Annotated in this window: 19 protein-coding genes and 3 pseudogenes; 20 read left to right on the plus strand and 2 right to left on the minus strand. The window is 34.4% G+C overall.

Annotated elements, in window-relative coordinates; translation table 11 throughout:
• Positions 1 to 397 precede the first annotated feature (397 nt).
• Entirely contained in the window at positions 398 to 1,768 is a 1,371-nt protein-coding gene (locus B5P40_RS03910) for a UDP-glucose dehydrogenase family protein (RefSeq protein WP_113708877.1), read from the plus strand.
• 75 nt (positions 1,769 to 1,843) lie between these two features.
• Positions 1,844 to 2,959 (plus strand): non-hydrolyzing UDP-N-acetylglucosamine 2-epimerase, encoded by a 1,116-nt coding sequence (gene wecB / locus B5P40_RS03915; RefSeq protein WP_002034751.1) that lies wholly within the window; start codon positions 1,844 to 1,846, stop codon positions 2,957 to 2,959.
• Between the two features lie 53 nt (positions 2,960 to 3,012).
• Here the strand turns inward: wecB and B5P40_RS03920 are convergent, their stop codons facing one another.
• Positions 3,013 to 4,140 (minus strand): LCP family protein, encoded by a 1,128-nt coding sequence (locus tag B5P40_RS03920; RefSeq protein WP_060749247.1) that lies wholly within the window; start codon positions 4,138 to 4,140, stop codon positions 3,013 to 3,015.
• Positions 4,141 to 4,214: 74 nt separating this feature from the next.
• Positions 4,215 to 4,850 carry a YigZ family protein gene (locus tag B5P40_RS03925; RefSeq protein WP_061689030.1) on the minus strand — a complete coding sequence of 212 codons (636 nt, stop codon included), beginning with the start codon at positions 4,848 to 4,850 and terminating at the stop codon, positions 4,215 to 4,217.
• Between the two features lie 238 nt (positions 4,851 to 5,088).
• Here B5P40_RS03925 and B5P40_RS03930 point away from each other — a divergent pair, with 238 nt between their 5' ends.
• The 18 genes and pseudogenes from B5P40_RS03930 (at position 5,089) to ftsX (ending at position 22,951) form a co-directional block, all read left to right on the plus strand.
• Positions 5,089 to 5,931 carry a DegV family protein gene (locus B5P40_RS03930; protein WP_002016143.1) on the plus strand — a complete coding sequence of 281 codons (843 nt, stop codon included), beginning with the start codon at positions 5,089 to 5,091 and terminating at the stop codon, positions 5,929 to 5,931.
• A gap of 162 nt (positions 5,932 to 6,093) precedes the next feature.
• Entirely contained in the window at positions 6,094 to 6,408 is a 315-nt protein-coding gene (locus tag B5P40_RS03935) for a winged helix-turn-helix transcriptional regulator (RefSeq protein WP_002089608.1), read from the plus strand.
• A gap of 233 nt (positions 6,409 to 6,641) precedes the next feature.
• Positions 6,642 to 7,988: a C40 family peptidase gene (locus tag B5P40_RS03940; protein ID WP_113708878.1), complete on the plus strand. Its 1,347-nt coding sequence runs from the start codon at positions 6,642 to 6,644 to the stop codon at positions 7,986 to 7,988.
• A 130-nt stretch (positions 7,989 to 8,118) separates the two neighbouring features.
• On the plus strand, positions 8,119 to 9,468 hold the full coding sequence (comFA, locus tag B5P40_RS03945) for an ATP-dependent helicase ComFA (protein WP_142936354.1): 1,350 nt from the start codon (positions 8,119 to 8,121) through the stop codon (positions 9,466 to 9,468).
• Positions 9,468 to 10,172, plus strand: coding sequence for a ComFC family protein (locus B5P40_RS03950; protein ID WP_113708880.1), 705 nt, complete (start codon positions 9,468 to 9,470; stop codon positions 10,170 to 10,172). Before comFA ends, B5P40_RS03950 begins: the two co-directional genes overlap by 1 nt.
• Positions 10,173 to 10,298: 126 nt before the next feature.
• Positions 10,299 to 10,496, plus strand: a complete 198-nt coding sequence (cspC, locus tag B5P40_RS03955) for a cold shock protein CspC (RefSeq protein WP_001990088.1) — start codon at positions 10,299 to 10,301, stop codon at positions 10,494 to 10,496.
• Between the two features lie 321 nt (positions 10,497 to 10,817).
• On the plus strand, positions 10,818 to 11,360 hold the full coding sequence (hpf, locus tag B5P40_RS03960) for a ribosome hibernation-promoting factor, HPF/YfiA family (protein ID WP_002016135.1): 543 nt from the start codon (positions 10,818 to 10,820) through the stop codon (positions 11,358 to 11,360).
• A 385-nt stretch (positions 11,361 to 11,745) separates the two neighbouring features.
• On the plus strand, positions 11,746 to 12,318 hold the full coding sequence (locus B5P40_RS03965; RefSeq protein ID WP_113708881.1) for a hypothetical protein: 573 nt from the start codon (positions 11,746 to 11,748) through the stop codon (positions 12,316 to 12,318).
• Positions 12,319 to 12,349: 31 nt separating this feature from the next.
• Positions 12,350 to 13,134 (plus strand): annotated as a pseudogene (locus B5P40_RS03970) (hypothetical protein).
• Positions 13,121 to 13,815: pseudogene (locus B5P40_RS03975) on the plus strand (hypothetical protein). Before B5P40_RS03970 ends, B5P40_RS03975 begins: the two co-directional pseudogenes overlap by 14 nt.
• A 71-nt stretch (positions 13,816 to 13,886) precedes the next feature.
• Positions 13,887 to 14,651, plus strand: coding sequence for a hypothetical protein (locus B5P40_RS03980; protein ID WP_113708904.1), 765 nt, complete (start codon positions 13,887 to 13,889; stop codon positions 14,649 to 14,651).
• A gap of 3 nt (positions 14,652 to 14,654) precedes the next feature.
• A pseudogene (locus B5P40_RS03985) lies at positions 14,655 to 15,193 on the plus strand (ATP-binding cassette domain-containing protein).
• Positions 15,194 to 15,234: 41 nt separating this feature from the next.
• Positions 15,235 to 15,762 carry a hypothetical protein gene (locus B5P40_RS03990; RefSeq protein WP_113708905.1) on the plus strand — a complete coding sequence of 176 codons (528 nt, stop codon included), beginning with the start codon at positions 15,235 to 15,237 and terminating at the stop codon, positions 15,760 to 15,762.
• A gap of 765 nt (positions 15,763 to 16,527) precedes the next feature.
• Positions 16,528 to 19,035, plus strand: a complete 2,508-nt coding sequence (secA, locus tag B5P40_RS04000) for a preprotein translocase subunit SecA (protein ID WP_002034761.1) — start codon at positions 16,528 to 16,530, stop codon at positions 19,033 to 19,035.
• A 143-nt stretch (positions 19,036 to 19,178) separates the two neighbouring features.
• Positions 19,179 to 20,277 (plus strand): peptide chain release factor 2 gene (gene prfB / locus B5P40_RS04005; protein ID WP_100248371.1). Its coding sequence is split into 2 segments (ribosomal slippage): positions 19,179 to 19,250 and positions 19,252 to 20,277, totalling 1,098 coding nucleotides; the frame shifts between segments, so codons are not numbered across the junction.
• A gap of 457 nt (positions 20,278 to 20,734) precedes the next feature.
• Positions 20,735 to 21,058 (plus strand): cytochrome c551, encoded by a 324-nt coding sequence (gene cccB / locus B5P40_RS04015; protein WP_002016129.1) that lies wholly within the window; start codon positions 20,735 to 20,737, stop codon positions 21,056 to 21,058.
• 323 nt (positions 21,059 to 21,381) lie between these two features.
• The gene (gene ftsE / locus B5P40_RS04020; protein WP_002016128.1) at positions 21,382 to 22,068 is read left to right on the plus strand and encodes a cell division ATP-binding protein FtsE; all 687 of its coding nucleotides are present in this window, start codon (positions 21,382 to 21,384) and stop codon (positions 22,066 to 22,068) included.
• On the plus strand, positions 22,058 to 22,951 hold the full coding sequence (gene ftsX, locus B5P40_RS04025; RefSeq protein WP_002089596.1) for a permease-like cell division protein FtsX: 894 nt from the start codon (positions 22,058 to 22,060) through the stop codon (positions 22,949 to 22,951). Before ftsE ends, ftsX begins: the two co-directional genes overlap by 11 nt.
• Positions 22,952 to 22,978: the final 27 nt, after the last annotated feature.

A 22,978-nucleotide genomic window follows, 5' to 3' on the forward strand; every position in this document is an offset into this window, starting at 1 on the left:
AAATTATGATGTTTATTTACAGGCTCATAACATATGGTATCACAAAAAGATTAGAATTCAATCTTTTTTTCTTTTGGCTGTAAAGGGGAGTGAATAGAATATATGACAATTGGATATGGAATGTTGTGTCCTTTGAGAAGGTTGATCTCATATTGTGGCTTGTAATATGACATTGTACTTCCCTCTCATATAGCGATGACTTTTGTTTCAGTATTATAAGTGTTGCACGTAAAATGAGTAAGTTCCGTGTTAAATTGTGGGAATTTACATTTTGTATATATTGCATCATTTAACTTTACAAAATCTTAAAAAATAATAAAAAAACGATTCATATAATAAAGAAATGAAAGAGTTTTCTCATTCTTAGTGTGAGAGGGGGAAGCACAGGGGGAGTTCTATGTATTCGTATATTTTCTTATGTACATTCCTGTGCAAAAAGAAAATGAAAATTACGATAATAGGTACCGGATATGTTGGATTGATTACAGGAGTAGGATTGGCGAGATTGGGACATTCAGTCACATGTTTCGATATAAATAGTGGGAAAATTGAACGGATTAAACAAGGCGAGTTACCTATTTATGAATGTGGATTAAATGAATTAATAAATGAAGCATACGAGAATAATCATTTAACTTTTACAGCAAGTAAATCAGCGGCATTTAATGATGTAGAGTTTATATTTATTGTAGTTGGAACGCCATCTTTATTAGATGGAACAGCAGATTTAACGTATATTCGTAGCGCTTGTGATGATATTGGAACATATGTGAATAACGATATTATTGTTGTTACGAAAAGTACGGTTCCTGTAGGGACAAATGATGTAATGAGAGAATGGATTGAGGATAAACTACAAGGTAGACATGAATTATATATTGTATCGAATCCAGAGTTTTTAAGAGAAGGTTCTGGTATTTATGATTTTTTTCAGGGTGATCGTATCGTAATTGGAGCATGTAGTGAAGAAGCAGCAAGGAAAGTAGAGAATTTGTACAGTAAATTAAGCTTACAAACGTATATTACAGATATTCGAAGTGCTGAGATGATTAAATATGCATCTAATGCTTTTTTAGCTACGAAGATTAGTTTTATTAATGAAATTTCTAATATATGTGAGCAAGTGGGTGCAGATATAGTAGATGTAGCTACAGGGATGGGGATGGATAAGAGAATTGGTGCATCTTTTTTAAATGCAGGCATCGGATATGGAGGATCTTGTTTTCCAAAAGATACGAAAGCACTTGTGCAAATTGCAGGGAATGTTTCTCATGATTTTCGCTTGTTGAAAGCAGTCATTGAAGTGAATAATAAACAACAGTTGTTGTTAGTTGAAAAAGCGAAGAAAATTATAGATATGAAGAAGAAGCGAATTGCGGTTCTTGGTGCAGCATTCAAACCGAATACTGACGATATTAGGGAAGCGCCATCATTTATTATAATAGAAGGATTAATTAATATAGGTGCGGATGTGGTTTTATATGACCCGCAAGCTATTCAAAATGTAAGAAGTTTATTTGGAAATACGATACGATACGCTGAGTGTATAGATGAATCGATTAGAGAGGCGCATGCAGTTTTTATCGTAACAGAATGGGAATCAATTCGAAATTATCCGCTAGAAAAGTATGCACAGCTTATGAGGGAACCTATTCTATTTGATGGGAGAAATTGTTATACTAATGAGGATGCCGAGAAGCATGGATTAGATTATTACTCAGTTGGGCGAAAAGACGTCTGTAATAGTAATGTTTCTCAGGCGCGTTAAAAACTGTATTTTCACATGCATATTTTTATATGCGATAATAGAAGTTTTAACTAGTGAAAGAAAAGAGGTAATGAAATGACTGAACGTTTAAAAGTAATGACAATTTTCGGGACACGACCAGAAGCAATTAAAATGGCCCCTCTTGTATTAGAGTTGCAAAAGCACCCAGAAAAGATTGAATCAATTGTGACTGTAACAGCACAACACCGTCAAATGTTAGATCAAGTATTAAATATCTTTGGAATTACGCCAGATTTCGATTTGAATATCATGAAAGATCGTCAAACGTTAATCGATATTACAACACGTGGTTTAGAAGGTTTAGATAAAGTAATGAAAGAAGCGAAGCCTGATATCGTACTTGTGCATGGTGATACAACGACGACATTTATTGCAAGCTTAGCTGCTTTCTATAATCAAATTCCAGTAGGACATGTTGAAGCAGGACTTCGTACATGGGATAAGTATTCTCCATATCCAGAAGAGATGAATCGCCAACTAACAGGTGTAATGGCGGATCTTCATTTCTCACCTACAACAAAATCAGCAACGAACTTACAAAAAGAAAATAAAGATGAGTCACGCATTTTCGTAACAGGAAATACAGCGATCGATGCACTGAAGACAACTGTAAAAGAAACTTATAGCCATTCGGTGTTAGAGAAACTTGGAAATGATCGTCTTGTACTTATGACAGCACACCGTCGTGAAAATTTAGGAGAACCAATGCGCAATATGTTCCGTGCAATTAAGCGTCTTGTTGATAAGCACGAAGATGTACAAGTTGTATACCCTGTTCATATGAATCCTGTTGTTCGCGAAATAGCGAATGATATTTTAGGCGAGCATAGCCGTATTCATTTAATTGAGCCGTTAGATGTAATTGATTTCCATAACGTTGCAGCTCGTTCATACTTAATGTTAACTGATTCTGGTGGTGTACAAGAGGAAGCACCATCACTAGGTGTGCCAGTCCTTGTCCTTCGTGATACGACGGAACGCCCAGAAGGTATCGAAGCAGGTACGCTGAAATTAGCAGGAACAGATGAAGAGACAATCTTTGGTCTTGCTGATGAGTTGTTATCTGATAAAGAAGCTCATGATAAGATGACGAAAGCATCTAACCCTTACGGCGATGGTCGTGCATCAGAGCGTATTGTAGAAGCGATTTTACAACACTTTAAGAAGTAACAACAATTGCGTGAAATAAAAAGAGCCAAATCGTATACGATTTGGCTCTTTTTTTATTCATGATTCCTCATAATCCACTCTGCATGAGCATTTGTAGAAGGGGGAGGAGGCGGTGGTGTTTTGTTCTCACTCGGCTCCTTCTTTGCTTTTGCGCTGGAGTTAGAATTTGAATCGGAATTTGTATTCTCACTTTTCGTAGTCTCTGTTGGAACTTTTGCTTTTTCTCCTATTTCCTTTTCAATTTCGTTACGTACAGTCTCTACACTGATTGGATCTGGAAGGAAGTAATAAATACCGCCTATTTTTCTGTCTTCTCCTTCAAGTTTTAACGTTTGTATTGTAGAAGGATCAAATCCAGAGAGTTTATTGTAAAGAGCGAGTCCGTCTGAAATAGGAATGTCGGTTTTTATATATTTTCCAACTACAGTCGTTAAATCTTTAATTTTAAATACAGTAGAGGCGGAATTTAGTTTTTGAGCAACAGCGGCTAGTAATTGTCTTTGTCTAGCGGCCCGACCATAATCGCCGTTTGGATCCTGCTTTCGCATACGGACGTAAGCAAGTGCTTCTTCGCCGTTTAAATCTTGTTTCCCTTGTTTAAATTGGATTTTTTTGTAGTAATCCACGTCAGAACGTTCCCAAAAATCGAAGGGGACATCGACTGTAACACCGCCAACTGCATCAACGATACCTTTAAAGCCTTGGAAATCAATTTTAATATAGTGATCGACTGGAACTTTTAGAAACCCTTCGACTGTTTTGATTGCCATTTTCTCTCCGCCATAAGCATGTGCAGCGTTGATTTTATCTTCTTTATTTTTTCCAACAATTGGAACTTTAGTGTCGCGAGGAATACTCATAAGCGAAACCTTTTGAGTTTTCGGATTGACTGTCGCAAACATTAATGAGTCTGTACGACCATTTTGACCGTCTGTTGCATAATCCTCTATTCCCATAATGAGGATTGTAAATGGTTCCTTTGTAATTTTTACATCTTCGGTTCTTAAATCCGATTTTTCACGAGCAAATCCACTGTACATCCCCATGAGAGAAGTGTAGGAATTTAACATATAAAGTCCTACGCTACCAAATAAAAATGCGAAAATAAGAAAGAAGAAAAACTTTCTTCTACGCTTCTTTTTTATTCTGCTATTTTGGAGATGATAATAACGTTCTTCCATATATAATCTCCTTAGTTCATTTGTAGGGAATTAATTCACTACATTAATCTTTAAAGGCGAGACGTTAGCTATTCTTAGATAACACCTTGTTCTAAGTACAACATATCTCCTTCTTTAATTGTACACTTCCCGTTTGTTAATTCAATCATCCAATCCGTAAATGTTTGTTTTCGATTTTCTTCTACATACGTATCGAATGTGACGTTTTCTAGATAATGTATATCTTTAATGTTATATTCTGAATTACGTAATTCATTTTCAACTTTGCCAAGCAATGTGTAATCAATTTCTGTTTCCATAACGCGCATTAGTTTTCGCTCAACAACGCCTACGTGATTAAGTCCTTCACTTGTACATTTTCCATATGCACGAATTAATCCACCAGCACCAAGTTTAATGCCACCAAAATAGCGCGTGACGACAACGACAGTATCCTTTAGACCTCGCTTTTTTAATACTTCTAACATAGGTACACCAGCTGTGCCGCTCGGTTCGCCGTCATCGTTTGCCTTTTGAATTTGATCTTGTTCACCGATTAAATATGCGGAACAATTATGTGTTGCATTCCAATGCTGTTTTTTTATTTTTTGTATAAATGTTTGAGCTTCCTCTTCCGTTGTGGCGCGATTCACATAGCAAATGAATCTTGATTTTTGAATCACAATTTCGTGCTCTCCATAGCCTTTTATTGTTAAATATTGTAATAACAATGGTATACGCCCCTATCTTTCAAAATAACTAGTACTTTACATTTTAAAAGCGAGCGTTTTTATATTCAAACATTTTTTACAAATATGTTGAAATTTTTGGTGAGTATTTTATCTTTTTGTTGTAATTTGTCGAACGAGTGATTGTAGTTTCTAGCCGGCATTTTTATGTATGGATGCACCTTTTCTAGTTTTCGTGTAAAATTAGGGGATAAAAATTTTTTATAAGGCAGGTACGAAAATGAAAACAGCTATTGTTACCGATAGTACAGCATATATACCGAAGCATATTCGTGACGAACTCAATATATATATGATTCCATTAAACGTTGTGTTTGGAACGGAATCTTATCAAGAAGAGGCTGAAGTTTCAGCAAATGATTTTTATATAAAGGTACGTGAACAAGAGGAACTTCCGAAAACTTCGCAACCAGCAATTGGAAAGTTTTTAGAGTTATATGAAGAGTTATCTAAAGAATATGATGCAGTTATTAGCATTCACCTTTCCAGTGGAATTAGTGGTACATATCAAACAGCAACGGCAGCTGGACAGATGGTAGATGGTATTGATGTATATACGTACGACTCTGAAATTAGTTGTGAAGTACAAGGGTTTTACGTGCGTGAAGGGGCGAAATTAGTAAGTGAAGGGAAAGCCCCAGAAGAGATTATCGCTCGCTTTGATGAAATGAAGCAAACGATGGATGCTTATTTTGTAGTGGACGATTTACATCATTTACAACGTGGTGGAAGATTAAATAGTGCACAAGCTTTCATCGGTAGTTTGTTACAAGTAAAACCAGTATTATACTTTAGAGATAAAGTAATTATTCCATTCGAAAAAATTCGTACGCGTAAAAAAGCGTTAAAGCGTATCGTTGAAATCTTTGATGAGCAGGCAAATAAAGGTGTGCCTATGGAAGCTGTTATTATTCATGCGAATCGTGAAGAGGAAGCTAATGAATGGAAACAAGAATTAGAAGAGATATACCCTCATGTTACAATTCGTACGAGTTATTTCGGAGCTGTAATTGGGACGCATTTAGGTGAAGGTGCGCTTGGTTTAGGTTGGTATACGAAGTGATAAAGATATAAAAGCTCTCTTACTTGAAGAGGTTTTTTTTACGGGGGTTTGACAAGTTAATATTTGGAAATGGTAAAATGTATGTAAAATTAAATAATGAGGAAAGTTTTATTACTTACTTTTTACAAGAAACTATATTATAATAGAAGAGAGGTGAAACATATGGAGCATAATTCTTGTTTATGTCCAAAGTTTGAGTCAGCTTTTACAATGCTTAGTAAGAAATGGACTGGCTTAATTATTAAATCTTTGCTCGAAGAGCCGAAACGTTTCAGAGAAATCGCAGATATTATACCGAATATGAGCGATCGTATGTTGTCAGAACGTTTAAAGGAATTAGAAGGCGAAGGTATTGTAGTTCGTAATGTTTATCCAGAAGTACCAGTTAGAATCGAGTACGGTGTAACTGATAAAGGGAAAGCGTTGGAAAGTGTTATGGATGAGGTCCAAAATTGGGCTGAGAAATGGATGAAGTAACGTTTCTATTTCATTCATATTGGAGTATTTTCAAAACGTAAGGGGTTCCCTTACGTTTTTTTTCAATCCTATAAAAAACGGTGTAAGGCTCTTAAAATTCTACATATATATACAAATTTAGATATATTTTGCTATAGAGATAAATGTAATATTACATTTATTTTACAAAACCGTAACATTAGCAAAAAAACTCCCGAATTATGGTATAAATTTTAATAGGTTATATACGGAAAATGAAAAAAGAAAGCGGTGTAAAAAATAAAATGAAAAAGCTAAAAATGGCATCTTGCGCATTAGTTGCAGGGTTAATGTTTTCAGGGCTAACACCAAATGTATTTGCAGAAGATAAAATTTCTGACGTGAAATCACAAATTAACACACAAAATGATACTTTACATAAACAACAACAAGAACGTGATGAATTACAAAAACAAATGAATGACTTAAACAAAACAATCCAAGGTTTGGATAAGTCTGTTCAAGAGAACGCTTCAAAACTTGATGAAACAACAAAAAAAGTTTCTGATACTGAGCAATTAATCGAAAATAAAAATAAAGATATTGCAGAACTACAAACAAAGATTGCAAAACGTGAAGAGTTATTAAGAAAACGTTTAGTTGCACTACAAGAACAGCCAAATACGAACATTGTAACAGAAGTTCTTGTAAACTCTAAAAACGTTGCAGATTTAGTTGATCGTTTAGCTTCTGTGTCTAAAATTATGGAATCTGACGAAGATATCATGAAAACACAACAAGAAGATCAAACGAACGTGAAAAAAGATGTTGAGACAGTAAAAGAAAAACAAAAAGAATTAAAAGAAGCACAAGCTCAAATTGAAACTGCTAAGAAAGAACTTGACGTTGAAAAAGAGAAAAAAGCAACAGCAGTAAACGATTTAAGTGGTAAAATGGATACAGTTGTAACTACAATGACAAGTACGGAAAGTCAATTGCAAGATCTTGAGAAACAAGCACTGCAATTACAACGTATTGCGGAAGAAGAAGCGCAAGCAAAAGCGGCACAAGAAGCTGCTGCTCAAAAACAAGCAGAACAAGCTGCTAAAGAAGCACAAGCTCAACAAGCTGCACCAGCGCAAGCGCCTGCAGAACAAGCTGCACCGGCAAACAATGCTGGACAAGCTCAAAAAGAAGAACCTAAAAAAGAAGAGCCTAAAAAAGAGACACCTAAACAAGAAAACAAAAAACCAGAGCCAGCACCAAGGCCAACTCCGGATACTGGCGTGATTGGTAAAGCACGACAATACTTAGGTATGCCATATGTTTGGGCAAGTGCATCTCCATCAAACGGTGGTTTTGACTGTAGTGGATTCATTTCTTACGTATTTGGTGTAGGACGTCAAGATGTTAATGGATATTGGAATTCAGTTTCGAAAGTAAGTAGCCCGCAGCCGGGAGATTTAGTATTCTTCCAAAATACTTATAAAGACGGTCCATCTCACATCGGTATTTACGTTGGTAACGACCAAATGATTCATGCTGGTGATAAAGGGATTGCTTACGCTAGCTTAAGCAGTAGCTACAACCAAAAACATTTCTTAGGATACGGTAGATTCTAGGATTTATAACTGAATAAAAAACGTGTATAAAGTCGATAGCTTACTATTTTATAAGTAGGTTATCGGCTTTTTTGAGTTTTTACGAGATAAAGAGAAGGATTTATAGTAGTGCTGGAGGTGGCTATTGATGATGTTAGCTGGTAGACAGTTACTGTTAGAAGAACTCTCTTCAGATTTGCAGAATAAATTGGATCATCTGAAAAGGAATCGAGACGTCGTTTGTGTACAAGGGGTAATTAAGAAGTCTTCAAAATATATGTGTCAGCGCTGCGGAAATATAGAGCAGCGACTATTTGTATCATTGCTATGTAAAAGGTGCAATGAAGTATGTACGTATTGCCGGAAATGTATAACGATGGGCAGGGTAAGTGAATGTACTGTACTTGTTCGCGGGATTGCTGAAATAAGCGGAGAAAGTTATTTGAATCCGTTACAGTGGGAAGGCGTTTTGTCTGACGGTCAGGAGTTAGCTGCGCAAAGTGTCGTTGACGCTGTTAAGCAGAAAGAATCATTTTTTATTTGGGCGGTGTGCGGGGCTGGAAAAACAGAAATGTTGTTTCGCGGAATTGCAGAGGCACTACAAAAGGGAGAAAGAGTTTGTATTGCAACGCCGAGAACGGACGTTGTACTTGAATTAGCACCAAGATTACAAGAAGTGTTTCCAAATATAAATGTAGCTGCTTTATACGGAGGGGGTTTAGACCGAGAAAAAGATGCGGCGTTAATCGTTGCAACTACACATCAATTGTTACGTTATTATAGGGCGTTCCATGTCATGATTGTAGATGAGATAGATGCTTTTCCGTATCATGCAGATAAGATGTTGCAGTATGCAGTAAACGAAGCGATGAAAGAGAAGGCAGCACGTATTTATTTAACTGCAACTCCAGATGAAAAGTGGAAGCGTAAGTTGCGAAGTGGTAAGCAAAAAGGGGTTATTATTTCAGGGCGATACCATCGTCATCCATTGCCAGTTCCGATATTTCGGTGGTGCGGAAATTGGAAAAAGGGTCTTATACGTAAAAAAATTCCTCGCACTTTATTACAATGGTTAAATCTGTACCTATCGAAACGATACCCCATTTTTCTATTTGTTCCTCATGTGCGATATGTAGAAGAAATTAGCCAGTTATTAAAATCATTAAACAATCAAATTGACGGTGTGCATGCAGAAGATCCGGCAAGAAAAGAGAAGGTAGCAGCTTTCAGAAAAGGAGAAATCCCTTTATTAGTTACAACGACGATTTTGGAACGAGGAGTAACTATTAAAAATTTACAAGTTGCAGTTTTAGGAGCTGAGGAAGAAATATTTTCAGAAAGTGCTCTCGTTCAAATTGCAGGGCGTGCTGGCAGAAGCTCTGATGAACCGTATGGAGATGTTATCTATTTTCATTATGGAAAGACAGAGGCGATGGTGCGTGCGAAAAAACATATTCAAAGTATGAATAAGAATGCTAAAGAACAAGGATTGATAGATTGATGCATTGTCTACTTTGTGATGAGTATATTTCATATGCGATTAGTTGGTACACTTTTTTTGTTAAGCTTCATAAAAAGTATATATGTGATAGATGTGAACAAAAACTTTCCTATATTATAGGAGATATTTGCAAGGAGTGTGGTCGGCCTTTAGAACTTATACCAGCTGAATATAAAAACGGGGATATTTGTATGGACTGCATAAGGTGGACGAACGAGCAGGGGTTTCCGTCTCTCATAAATCGTTCGTTGCATGTGTATGATGAAGGGATGAAAGAAATATTAGCACAGTTTAAATTTCGGGGAGATGCTGAATTAGTGCATATTTTTCATCAGCCTTTTCGAAGTCTTTTTCAAAAATATTTTGCGAATGTTTCAGTTGCCATTCCGGTCCCTCTTAGTGAAGAGCGAGAATACGAGCGTGGTTTTAATCAAGCAGAGTTACTAGCTTCTTGTTTGCCTATCAAAATGCTTTGTGCATCATTAAGAAGAATAGAAACAGAAAAACAAAGTAAGAAGAAGCGTAAAGAAAGGATATCGGGAGTTAATCCTTTTTATTTTCAGGGAGAAGAGATGTTTCATGAGCAACATGTTTTAATCGTGGATGATGTGTATACGACAGGAATTACTGTTAGGCAAATTGGAAGCCTTTTGTATGATCGAGGAGCGAGAGAGGTTTCTTGTTTGACGCTTTGTAGAGGTTAATATGTGAATGTCGAAAGGAGTAATAAAAAGACGACAGGTCTTCTTTGACTTACAGTCTTGTCATTCGTTATAGTCAGAATATGGGGCGAATGCCCTGATTTTAAGAGTGAAGGGAATGGAATGAACATGCAAGGACGAGTAAAATGGTTTAATGCAGAAAAGGGATTTGGATTTATTGAGCGTGAAGATGGTGACGATGTGTTTGTTCATTTTTCTGCTATTCAACAAGATGGGTATAAGTCGTTAGAAGAAGGTCAACAAGTGGAGTTTGATATTGTTGATGGAGCACGTGGGCCACAAGCGGCTAATGTTGTGAAACTGTAAAAATTAAGTTTTTGGAAAAGATAGAGCTGTATTTTTAGCAGCATTATATAGATGGCGAAAGCTCTTGCTCGTAACAAGGGCTTTTTTGTTTTGGAGGAGTTGTCAAAAAGTTGTTTCTTTTCTGTAACCAATTGTCCACAGTTACAGTCGTTATTCACGATGGTAATAGGATAAAATAAAGATAGAAACGATGCATCTTTTCATTTCAACAAAAAACGATAAAAAAATCGCAATTCCACTAATTTTTTTAAAAAAATTAGAAGGAGTTTTTAAGCCGATGTCGAAATTATAGTACATAGGCTTGAAAGGAGGAATTCATCTATGAAATTCAACATTCGTGGTGAAAATATTGAAGTAACTCCAGCATTAAAGGAATATGTAGAGAAAAAACTAAGTAAATTAGAGCGTTATTTTGATACATTCCCAGAGATTAAGGTTAACTTAAAAGTATACTCTGACAAGCAACGTATCGAGGTAACAATTCCATTTACAGATTTATTACTTCGTGCAGAAGAAACAAATAGCGATATGTACGCTGCGATTGATTTAGTAGTTGATAAAATTGAGCGACAAATTCGTAAACATAAAACAAAAGTAAACCGTAAATTACGTGAAAAGGGTTCTATTAAAACTAACTTTATCCTTCCAGAAGCAGTAGCTGTTCTGGATGCGGTAGAAGAGGATGAATTAGAACTTGTACGTACAAAACGATTCGATTTAAAACCGATGGACGTTGAAGAAGCGATCTTGCAAATGGATATGCTAGGACATAGTTTCTTCGTCTTCACAAATGCTGATACAAATGAAACTAATGTTGTATATGGCCGTAAAGATGGGAAATATGGTTTAATCGAAACTAAATAATAATTCGAAGGCGCAGCCGAAATGGCTGCGCTTTTTTTATATGTTTTAGTGGTTGTATTGAGATTTTGAGTGTGATTATCTCTACAAGTATTTCCTTGCCATGAGCATACTAACTTTGTTTAATTTAACAAAATTTTATAATTGTAAATAAAATGTTAAGTTTTCTGAAATTAATTGATAGTGCATTTCGGCTTTGATATCCTAATATTGTATTATAAGGATTTATTTTATTCCTTCAGTGAAAAAATAAAATCAATATAATGCTACAAATTATCGGAGGTGTTTTTAGTGAGTATTAAGAAAAAAAGTCGTATAGTTCCTAATCTAGATTAGGAACTATACGACTTTTTCTGCTATTTAATTTTCAAAAATAGGAGGAGCTGTAATGAAACTTATTTCAAAATATATTTTAGTTTGTTTTTTTATATTGAGTATTAGTTTCTTAGTTTCTTGTCAAAAGAAAGTAGATGAACCTATTGTAAATATTGAAGATACTTTAACGGAAAAAGGAAATTTAAAAAGTATTCAGTTGCAAGAAATTAAGAAAAATACTATTTATGAACAAGTATTTTTTGGTAATGATTTCTTTCAAGGTCAAATAGATAGAAATGATATTGCAATAGAAGATAAGCTTTTAGATAAAAATTTAAAGTCAGGAGTTATACCAGAAAATTATTATGTTTTTTTAACGGGTGTTATGAATAAGAAAAAACCAACGTATCTTTTGGGACGGATTGAACAAATTGATGGAAAAGTAATTCAGTGGAAACAAGAAGTTAGGAGTGTACAAAGAAAAGATGCAAATGGTGTTTATCAGTATGATGTTTATCAGTATGAAGTTGAGTTTCCTAAATTTGAAGGAGAGAGAGCAAATGTTTCTTTTCGTTACATTTGGTTAAATAAAGAAAATAAATGTTATGGTGTTGCGGATCAATTATTCATATTAAAAAAGATTTAAATTTAATTAATGGTTTATGGAGGAGCTATAGATGAGTTACTTTTTAGGAAGGATTTTAAAAGGTAGGATGTTTTGGTTGTCTTTATTTATTATGTTAATAATTGTTATTGCTCAATATATTGCTATGTGTGTAACAACTAAAGGATTTAACGATGATGGGATTATAAAGGTATCCCCATATTTGTCTAATATTTTACATTTTAATAGATTATCGTTTTATTGTGAGTTTTATCTACTTATATTTCCTATGCTTTCCGCGATGGCTGTAGCCGGAATTTATAGAACTGATAAAAATTATGGGTTTATTTATCCTGTTATTTCTAAAATGGGAACAGTTTATTATTTTAAGCTACTTTATTTTATTAATTTTATTGTATCTTTTTTTATTATAAGTTTCCCTTTACTATTTAATTTTTATTTATATGCAATGACTTATCCAACAGTTGCTCCGCATCCAATATTAAATTATATGGCTGCTACTGTTTCGCCAACAGCTCAATTTAATACGGTTTATTATGAGTACCCTACTTTATATTTTCTAATGTATGTATTTTTAAATGGTTTATACGGTGCGGTTTTTTCAAGTTTGGCTTTATCGATTTCGTTTTTTATAAAACGAGTTTATTTTATTTAGTTCCACTTATTTTACATATTTTTTGGCTTGGTATTGGGAAAGGGATTCTCAATCCTAAGGATTATTTAATTAAAGATTTCGGCTTTTTTGAATTACAAATTTTTCTTAGTGTACTGTTATGTATTTGGTTTTGCTCTGTAGTTCTTTATTTACGGGGGAGTAGGAAGCATGTTCTTTTATAATGTAATGAAAGAAACTATAAGGATGAAATATGTTTGGTTAAGTATTCTCTTTTTACTTAATGTCAGTATCATTGGTTGTTTGTTCAATTATTTTGAACCTGAAATTGTAAAAGAGAAAATGAATGAATTGGAAACTTTGTATAAGGTTATGTCGTTTTATAATTCATCAACTATATTTATTCCTTTAACAATCGTTTTTTCTGTATATTCTATTTCGAATTTTTTAGTATTTATGTTGTTTATAGAGTGAATAATGCATTGAAATTAGTTTCTATATATTATTTAAAATTATTAGTTTTCGTTTGTTTTTTTGCGGGGAGTATGATTTTACAGTTGTTTTTGATGTCAAATATGATGGCTGTAAATAGTATTTCTGTGAATTATCCATTATTATTTTGCATTCAATTATTTGCGAATATTTTCATATGTATGATAAGTGCTTTGTTGCAATTATTTTTACCTAGTTTACTTGCAATAATATGTATGATCACTGCTGTTTTACTAGATAGATTTATATTACATGGATTTTTATTTACAAATGTTTTTTATATAAATGTGTTTGAAGATGCTACGGGTTTATTTATACGTTTATTTGGATGTTTTTCTATCTTTTTTATAAGTGTATGGATTTTATCTAAAAAAAGTTATATTTCTATGAATGATGAAACAGAGGTGATCTAGTTTACATTATGATTTTATATCATTTGTTAAAAAGAGATTTACATGTAAGGTTTAGAGATTCCATCAAGATAATGGCTTTTTTATTCTTAATTTACGCTATGATTGTATTTGTTTTTTTATACAATCAGTCTCTTATTAATGGTAAAGAACCTGGATTAGTAGATGTTACCTTTTATCGATTTTTTCATGGAGTAGACTTTGTTGATTTATCTCACTTTTATAAGGAGGGGCGATTTTCTATCCCTTTTTATTGGATTTTTTTTCAAATCACTCCTTTGTTGCTTGTAGGGAATTTTGCTTTTTCAGATATTCAACAGAATGGTGTTTATTTATTTCCTCGTGTTAAGAAGAAGCATTTTCTTTGGTTAACGAAAATACTATCTTTGTTCTTTTATATAATTAGTATTTGGATTGTTATGTATTTTCTTTGGTTTACTGTTTACTATTTGCTTTCTTTTGGCGAGTATTCTTTTTTAAATTTATATAGTCAATTTTCTTATAAAATATTAGGTACTATGCTAATTCAAATAATCATAAGCTTTTTATTAGCTTTAATTTTTGAGTTTTTAACGTTTTATATACCAATAACTATTGTTTTTGTACTGATGTTGATGTACCTATTTATGTCTATTTTCTTTCATAGTATTTATTTTTTAGGCTCTTTTGTTATGCCAAATCGCTGGTATTTTGTTGATCACAGTTCAATTCAATTGACTTTAGGTAATAATCAATCTATTCAATGTAATGATTTACTTTTAATAGGAGTAGTAATTGTTGTTGTAATGATTTTATTAGGTAGTTTTTGTTTTAAAAAACTAGATGTGATAGGTGAATAATTTATGGACAATTATATTAAATGTGAATGTATGATGAAAAAATTAAAAGGAAATATTGTGTTAGATAATATTAGTTTATCGATAAAAAAAGGCGAGTTTTTAGTTTTGAAGGGGCATAATGGCTCTGGTAAAACGATGATTTTACGAGCTATATCAGGGTTAATGCGTTTGAATTCTGGATTTGTTTATATAGATAATGAAATGATTGGAAAACAAAAGCAATTTCCTGATTCTATGGGAATATTGATTGAATATCCAAGTTTTATTCCAGGGTATACTGGTTTTCAGAACTTGAAATTTTTAGCATCGATTAACAATAAAATTTCTGATGAGGAAATTTATAATATTATTCAAAGGGTTGGGCTTGATAAAGCAGATAAGAGAAAGTATAAAAGATATTCTTTAGGTATGAAACAACGTTTAGGGATAGCGCAAGCTTTAATGGAACGACTATTATTGTAGCTAGTCATGATGTGCATGTTCTAGATAATGGAATAGTAGATCGTATTGTACATGTTAATAATGGAAAGTTGGTAGATTAATAGTGACAAGAAAACATGTCTTAATAATCATTGGATTGTGTGTGTTGCTATGTACATTTGCTAGTTTGTTTAGATTTAAAACATTAAATCAAAATAATGAATCTTATAAAGTGGTAAAAGATGAGTTTTTATCTAATAGAACTTTTGAAGATGGACAAGGAGTGAAGTTTCATGCACTTGAGCCTCTTGATCCTACAAAAGTTTATGATCCTTATGAAGACCGTGAAGTAGTGACGTATGTGTTACCTTTAAATATTACAAATACAACAAATCGGGATATTAACTTATTTAGTAATAAGTCTATTTCTAATACAATGTTTTATTCTAAAATAGGGGAGTTTTATAATTTAGTTCCTTATTCAATGGAATTACCTGAAAAATATCAGTTTGATCCTGTAATACCTGCTGGTAAAACAGTACGAGGATATATAGGGACAAATTATTTTGTAGGAGATGACCCTGGTAAGCATTATAAAAATTTTTCTAACGAATCAACTAAGGTGAAATTCATTTCTTTTTTGAAGGATAAGGAAGGGAAATATCATGAATTAGAAATACCAATAAATTAATACAATTCATTAGTATAATTAATTTGAAGTGTAATTATAAAAAGGATCTATATAAAATATATTAAGTATATTGTCTTTTTTCTTTTTTGATACCGATATAATTTAAGGTTATTTTTGAGTTGCTGTGGTTGAGTGTATCTTGCAATATAATGATAGATATTGTTTATAGAAATCAAAAGCTGAAGGTTTTGCGCATTGTGTGAGTATCTATGGATGCTGCACCGGCAAAATCTTTGGCTTTTGTAATTGTCGATTTAAATCTTACTAATATGTTCATTCCAGCTACTCTCTTTAAAGGGAACGGGAAAGAATATTATTTAGAATTAATATGAAATTTGGAATATGAATTTGAAATAGAGAGGTAGGGAAAAGAATTATTAATTTGTTGAAACGAATAAAATAAAAACTTTTTCTGAATCTACGGCTCGACATTTGGACGATTGTTGTCATAGTTATAAGACAAGTGTTACAATTATCATTAGGTTTATACATTTTAGTTTTTTTAATTAGGAGAAAAATTGGCATAACATAAAGTGAAACTTTAATCAGTGGTGGGTTCTTCCCACCTACTGATTATTAGCCTTCACCAATCGGGCATTTACGGGCAGTTGATCCCATACCTAATTTTTGTTTTTGCTTAATTTTGAGGTAGGGATCTTACAGCCCGTTAATGCGGGGTAAATTTGATTTTTATAACGACTGATTGTAAAGAGAAAAAGAAAGCAATCGGAAGTTTTATTTTAATAAAAGAGGAGCGTATTTCCTATGATCGGTATTTTAAAAAAGGTATTTGATGTCAACCAACGCCAAATTAAACGTATGCAGAAGACAGTGGAGCAAATTGATGCATTAGAATCATCTATTAAGCCGCTAACTGATGAACAATTAAAAGGAAAGACGATTGAATTTAAAGAACGTCTAACAAAAGGTGAGACAGTAGATGATCTACTTCCTGAAGCTTTTGCGGTTGTTCGTGAAGCAGCGAATCGTGTTCTTGGAATGCGTCCATATGGCGTACAGCTAATGGGTGGTATCGCCTTACATGAAGGAAATATCTCTGAGATGAAAACAGGTGAAGGTAAAACGTTAACATCTACTTTACCTGTATATTTAAACGCATTAACAGGAAAAGGTGTTCACGTTGTTACAGTCAATGAATACTTAGCGCAACGTGATGCGAGCGAAATGGGACAACTTCATGAGTTCCTTGGCCTAACTGTAGGGATTAACTTAAATAGTATGTCACGTGAAGAGAAACAAGCTGCTTATGCTGCTGATATTACGTATAGCACAAATAACGAGCTTGGGTTCGATTACTTACGTGACAACATGGTGTTATATAGAGAGCAGTGCGTTCAGCGTCCACTTAATTTTGCTATCATCGATGAAGTCGATTCTATTTTAGTCGATGAAGCACGTACGCCGCTTATTATTTCGGGACAAGCTCAAAAATCAGCAGAGCTATACATGTTTGCAAATGCATTCGTTCGTACATTAGAAAATGAAAAAGAATATTCATTTGATGTGAAAACGAAAAATGTAATGTTAACAGAAGATGGTATTACGAAAGCTGAGAAAGCTTTCCATATCGATAACTTATTCGATTTAAAACATGTAGCACTTCTTCACCATATTAATCAGGCGCTTCGTGCACACGTTGTTATGCACCTTGATACAGATTATGTTGTACAAGAAGGCGAAATCGTAATCGTAGACCAATTCACTGGTCGTCTTATGAAAGGTCGTCGTTATAGCGAAGGTTTACATCAAGCTATTGAAGCAAAAGAAGGCGTAGAAATTCAAAATGAAAGTATGACGCTTGCAACAATTACGTTCCAAAACTACTTCCGTATGTACGAAAAATTATCTGGTATGACTGGTACAGCGAAAACGGAAGAAGAAGAATTCCGTAGTATTTACAATATGAATGTTATCGTAATTCCAACGAATAAAGATATTATTCGTGATGATCGTGCTGATTTAATCTTCAAATCAATGGAAGGTAAATTCAATGCAGTTGTTGAGGATATTGTAAATCGTCATAAGCAAGGGCAACCTATTCTTGTTGGTACAGTTGCAATTGAAACGTCAGAGCTTATTTCAAAAATGTTAACACGTAAAGGTGTACGTCATAATATCTTAAATGCAAAAAACCATGCGCGTGAAGCAGATATCATTGCAGAAGCTGGTATGAAAGGCGCTGTAACAATTGCGACGAATATGGCTGGTCGTGGTACGGATATTAAGTTAGGCGACGATATTAGAAACGTTGGCCTAGCAGTTATCGGTACAGAGCGTCACGAAAGTCGTCGTATTGATAATCAGTTACGTGGTCGTTCTGGTCGTCAAGGGGACCCTGGTGTAACACAGTTCTACTTATCAATGGAAGATGAACTAATGCGCCGCTTCGGTTCTGACAATATGAAAGCGATGATGGATCGCCTTGGTATGGATGATTCACAGCCAATCGAAAGTAAAATGGTTTCTCGTGCGGTAGAATCTGCGCAAAAACGTGTGGAAGGAAATAACTATGATGCACGTAAGCAGCTATTGCAATACGACGATGTACTTCGTCAACAACGTGAAGTAATTTATAAACAGCGTCAAGAAGTAATGGATTCAGAGAACTTACGCAGTATTATTGAAGGTATGATGAAATCTACGATAGAACGTGCTGTTGCACTTCATACGCAAGAAGAAATCGAAGAAGATTGGAGCATTAAAGGTCTTGTCGATTACTTAAATACAAACCTTCTTGAAGAAGGAGATGTAAAAGAAGAAGAGTTACGTCGCCTTGCTCCAGAAGAAATGAGCGAATCAATTATCGCGAAATTGTTAGAGCGTTATAACGAAAGAGAGAAGCTTCTACCTGAAGAGCAGACGCGTGAATTCGAAAAGGTTGTTGTATTCCGTGTTGTAGATACGAAATGGACAGATCATATCGATGCAATGGATCATCTTCGTGAAGGTATTCATTTACGTGCTTACGGACAAATCGATCCACTTCGTGAATACCAAATGGAAGGATTCGCAATGTTCGAGTCGATGATCGCTTCTATTGAAGAGGAAATCTCTCGTTACATTATGAAAGCTGAAATTGAGCAAAACTTAGAGCGTCAAGAAGTTGTTCAAGGTGAAGCTGTTCATCCATCAAGCGATGGCGAAGACGCGAAGAAAAAACCGGTTGTAAAAGGTGACCAAATGGGACGCAACGATTTATGTAAATGTGGTAGTGGCAAGAAATATAAAAACTGTTGTGGCATTGGGCAGTAATAAGAAACTGTAGTTCAGGCTGCTTTGCAAATTTTTACATCAAAAATGTATAATGAAAAGGATTAAACTCTCTCCGTAATAAGCGGAGAGAGTTTCCCTTGTTTTCATATGAAAGTAACAGCAATTACATAGAGGTGAAGGAAATGGAATTAGTAGAAATTAGGCAAGAATTAGAAAAAATGGCTAAGAGATTAGCGGCTTTTAGGGGGTCTCTTTGACCTTCCTACTAAGGAAAAACAAATTGCAGAATTAGAAGAAACGATGATGGGCGCAGGATTTTGGGATGACCAACAAGGCGCACAAGCTGTAATTAATGAAGCGAATGCGCTGAAAGATATGGTTGGAAGGTTCCGTCAGTTAGATGAGACGTTCGAAAACTTAGAAATGACGCATGACTTACTTAAAGAAGAGTATGATGAAGATTTACATGAGGAACTAGAATCAGAAGTGAAAACTTTAATTCAAGAAATGAATGAGTACGAGCTGCAGTTACTATTAAGCGATCCTTATGATAAAAATAACGCTATTTTAGAATTACACCCAGGTGCAGGTGGAACAGAGTCACAAGACTGGGGTTCTATGTTATTACGTATGTACACGCGCTGGGCTGAAAAACGTAGGTTTAAAGTAGAAACGGTTGACTACTTACCGGGCGATGAAGCTGGTATTAAGAGTGTTACATTATTAATTAAAGGTCATAACGCTTATGGTTACTTGAAAGCGGAGAAAGGTGTACATCGTCTTGTACGTATTTCACCGTTCGATTCTTCAGGTCGTCGTCATACATCGTTCGTATCTTGTGAAGTTGTACCTGAATTCAATGATGAAGTTGAAATTGAAGTGCGTACAGAAGATTTGAAAATAGATACGTATCGTGCAAGTGGTGCAGGTGGACAGCACGTTAATACGACAGATTCAGCAGTTCGTATAACTCATCTACCAACAAACACGGTTGTAACATGTCAGTCAGAGCGTTCTCAAATTAAAAACCGTGAGCATGCGATGAAAATGCTAAAAGCGAAATTATATCAAAAGAAATTAGAAGAACAACAAGCACAATTAGATGAGATTCGCGGAGAGCAAAAAGAAATTGGATGGGGAAGCCAAATCCGTTCTTACGTATTCCACCCGTATTCTCTTGTGAAAGACCATCGTACAAATACAGAAGTTGGTAACGTACAAGCAGTTATGGATGGAGAAATTAATCCGTTTATTGATGCGTATTTACGTTCTCGTATTTAATAAGAGAAAAAGCCAACAGAATTGTTGGCACGTGTTGAGGTCCAAGAGGATATAAAGAGGCTTATCTTATTTATATTGATGAAATAAAGAGGAAGAGAAGTTGGAGGCGACAACTTCTCTTTTTGATGAGATTATATGTAGAATACAATGCCGTATATTGTTTTGTAAAAAGTAGAGAATAGTAAAACAGAGCGGTAATAGAGTAGGGCTTTATATAGGGATTCTCAGTTTTTCTTTGGAGAAAAAGGCTCTTTATAGAATTTTTTAAGGTGTTCACAGAATTGAAACAATTTATGAAAGCTTATTTTATTAGGCTTCTCACTATATTTGTGAAAAATATGAAGTACACCTTAGTTTTTCTATATAAAGATAATGCTTATAATGAATATTGAATGTGTTATGAAAACTATTGCCTAGTTATGAATGAAAAGAATATCAACAATGGGGAGCGATAGAAGTGAAAAAGAAATTGTTGGCTATTACGCTGGGGACATCAGTCGTTTTTGCTTTAGGAGCATGTGGAAATAAAGAAGAGAGTAAACCATCAAAACAATCTGCAAGCACAGATAGCGCAGAGCAAATTTACCAAAAAAGTTGTATAGGTTGTCACGCAAAAGATTTATCAGGAGCAACTGGACCAGATTTACGAAAAGTAGGACAGAAATATGACGCAGCAGAGATTGAAAAGATTATTGAAAAAGGCCGGGGTTCAATGTCACCAGGAATTATTCAAGGTGAAGATGCGAAAAAAGTAGCTGAATGGTTAGCGGAGCATAAATAAGAAACGTAATTAATAAACGAGCTGATTGTATAACTTGACCGAAAAGTGCTTCGAGTTAAGTAATTACATGAGCTCGTTTACCTTTTATTAGGATGTAACATAACTGTAACAAAAATGTATCCGAATTGGAAACCGATTGATGTTACAATGGGGTTTGTAGAATTTTGATGAAATATATTACATAGAGTAGCGTTGCTAATAAAAAGCATGTATGGAAGCTACCTTCAACAAGAATGGTCGAACGAAAATAAAGGTTTTTCTTTTATTTTCAAATGTACAGAAAAGTATTTCTAAAAAAATCATTAAGTATTGGGTGATAAATAATGATAAAAATGACGAATGTTTATAAGGAGTACCCAAATGGTATGAAAGCCATTGCTGGTCTCACAGTTAACATTAAACAAGGTGAATTCGTATACGTAGTTGGACCGAGTGGAGCCGGAAAATCTACATTTATTAAAATGATGTATCGTGAAGAGAAGCCATCTACAGGATCAATTAATGTAAATGGACTTGTAATTGAAACATTAGCAGAAAGAGATGTTCCATATTTCCGTCGTCAATTAGGCGTGATTTTCCAAGATTTTAAATTGCTACCTAAATTAACGGTATATGAGAATGTTGCGTTTGCTTTAGAAGTAATTGAAGAAGAGAAGGAAGCGATTCGTGAGCGCGTTACAGAAGTGTTAGGTCTTGTTGGTCTTGAAGAGCGTGCCGATGCACTTCCAAATGAGCTTTCGGGCGGAGAGCAACAACGTGTGGCGATTGCAAGAGCGATTGTAAATAAGCCAAAGGTTGTAATTGCCGATGAGCCAACAGGTAACTTAGATATTGAAACAGCTCTTGATATTATGAAGATTTTTAAACGTATTAATGAGCGTGGTACAACGATTGTTATGGCGACACATAACGCAGATATCGTAAATACAATTCGTCATCGTGTAATTGCAATTGAAGGTGGAAGAATTGTTCGAGACGAGATTGAGGGAGGATACGGATATGAAGGCTAAAACCCTTAGTCGACATTTGCGAGAAGGTGTGAAAAATCTATCCCGTAACGGATGGATGACATTTGCTTCTGTAAGTGCAGTAACAGTTACATTATTACTTGTAGGTGTCTTTTTGACAGCGATTATGAATATGAACCATTTTGCGACGAAAGTAGAGCAAGATGTAGAAATTCGTGTGCATGTTGATCCAGCAGCAAAAGAAGCTGATCAAAAGAAATTAGAAGAAGATATGAGTAAAATTGCGAAAGTAGATTCTATTAAATATTCTTCTAAAGAAGAAGAGTTGAAACGTTTAATTAAAAGCTTAGGCGATAGTGGAAAAACGTTCGAGTTATTTGAGCAAGATAACCCACTGAAAAACGTATTTGTTGTAAAGGCGAAAGAACCAACAGATACGGCAACAATTGCGAAAAAGATTGAGAAAATGCAGTTTGTAAGTAATGTTCAATACGGTAAAGGTCAAGTTGAAAAATTATTTGATACTGTAAAAACTGGTCGTAACATCGGGATTGCGTTAATTGCGGGTCTTCTATTCACAGCGATGTTCTTAATCTCTAACACAATTAAAATTACAATTTATGCTCGTAGTACTGAGATTGAAATTATGAAACTTGTTGGTGCAACAAACTGGTTTATTCGTTGGCCGTTCTTGTTAGAGGGATTATTCCTAGGAGTATTAGGATCGATTATTCCAATTGGCCTAATTTTAGTTATGTATAATTCGTTGCAAGGTGTGTTTAATGAAAAACTTGGCGGAACAATTTTCGAGCTTCTACCATACAACCCATTCGTATTCCAATTAGCTGGTTTATTAATGTTAATCGGTGCATTAATCGGTATGTGGGGAAGTGTAATGTCAATTCGTCGCTTCTTAAAAGTATAAAAAGTTGCAAACATAATTCGTACAAGC

This window comes from Bacillus sp. SRB_8, from assembly GCF_003264205.1.
GTDB classification, from domain to species: Bacteria; Bacillota; Bacilli; order Bacillales; family Bacillaceae_G; genus Bacillus_A; species Bacillus_A mycoides.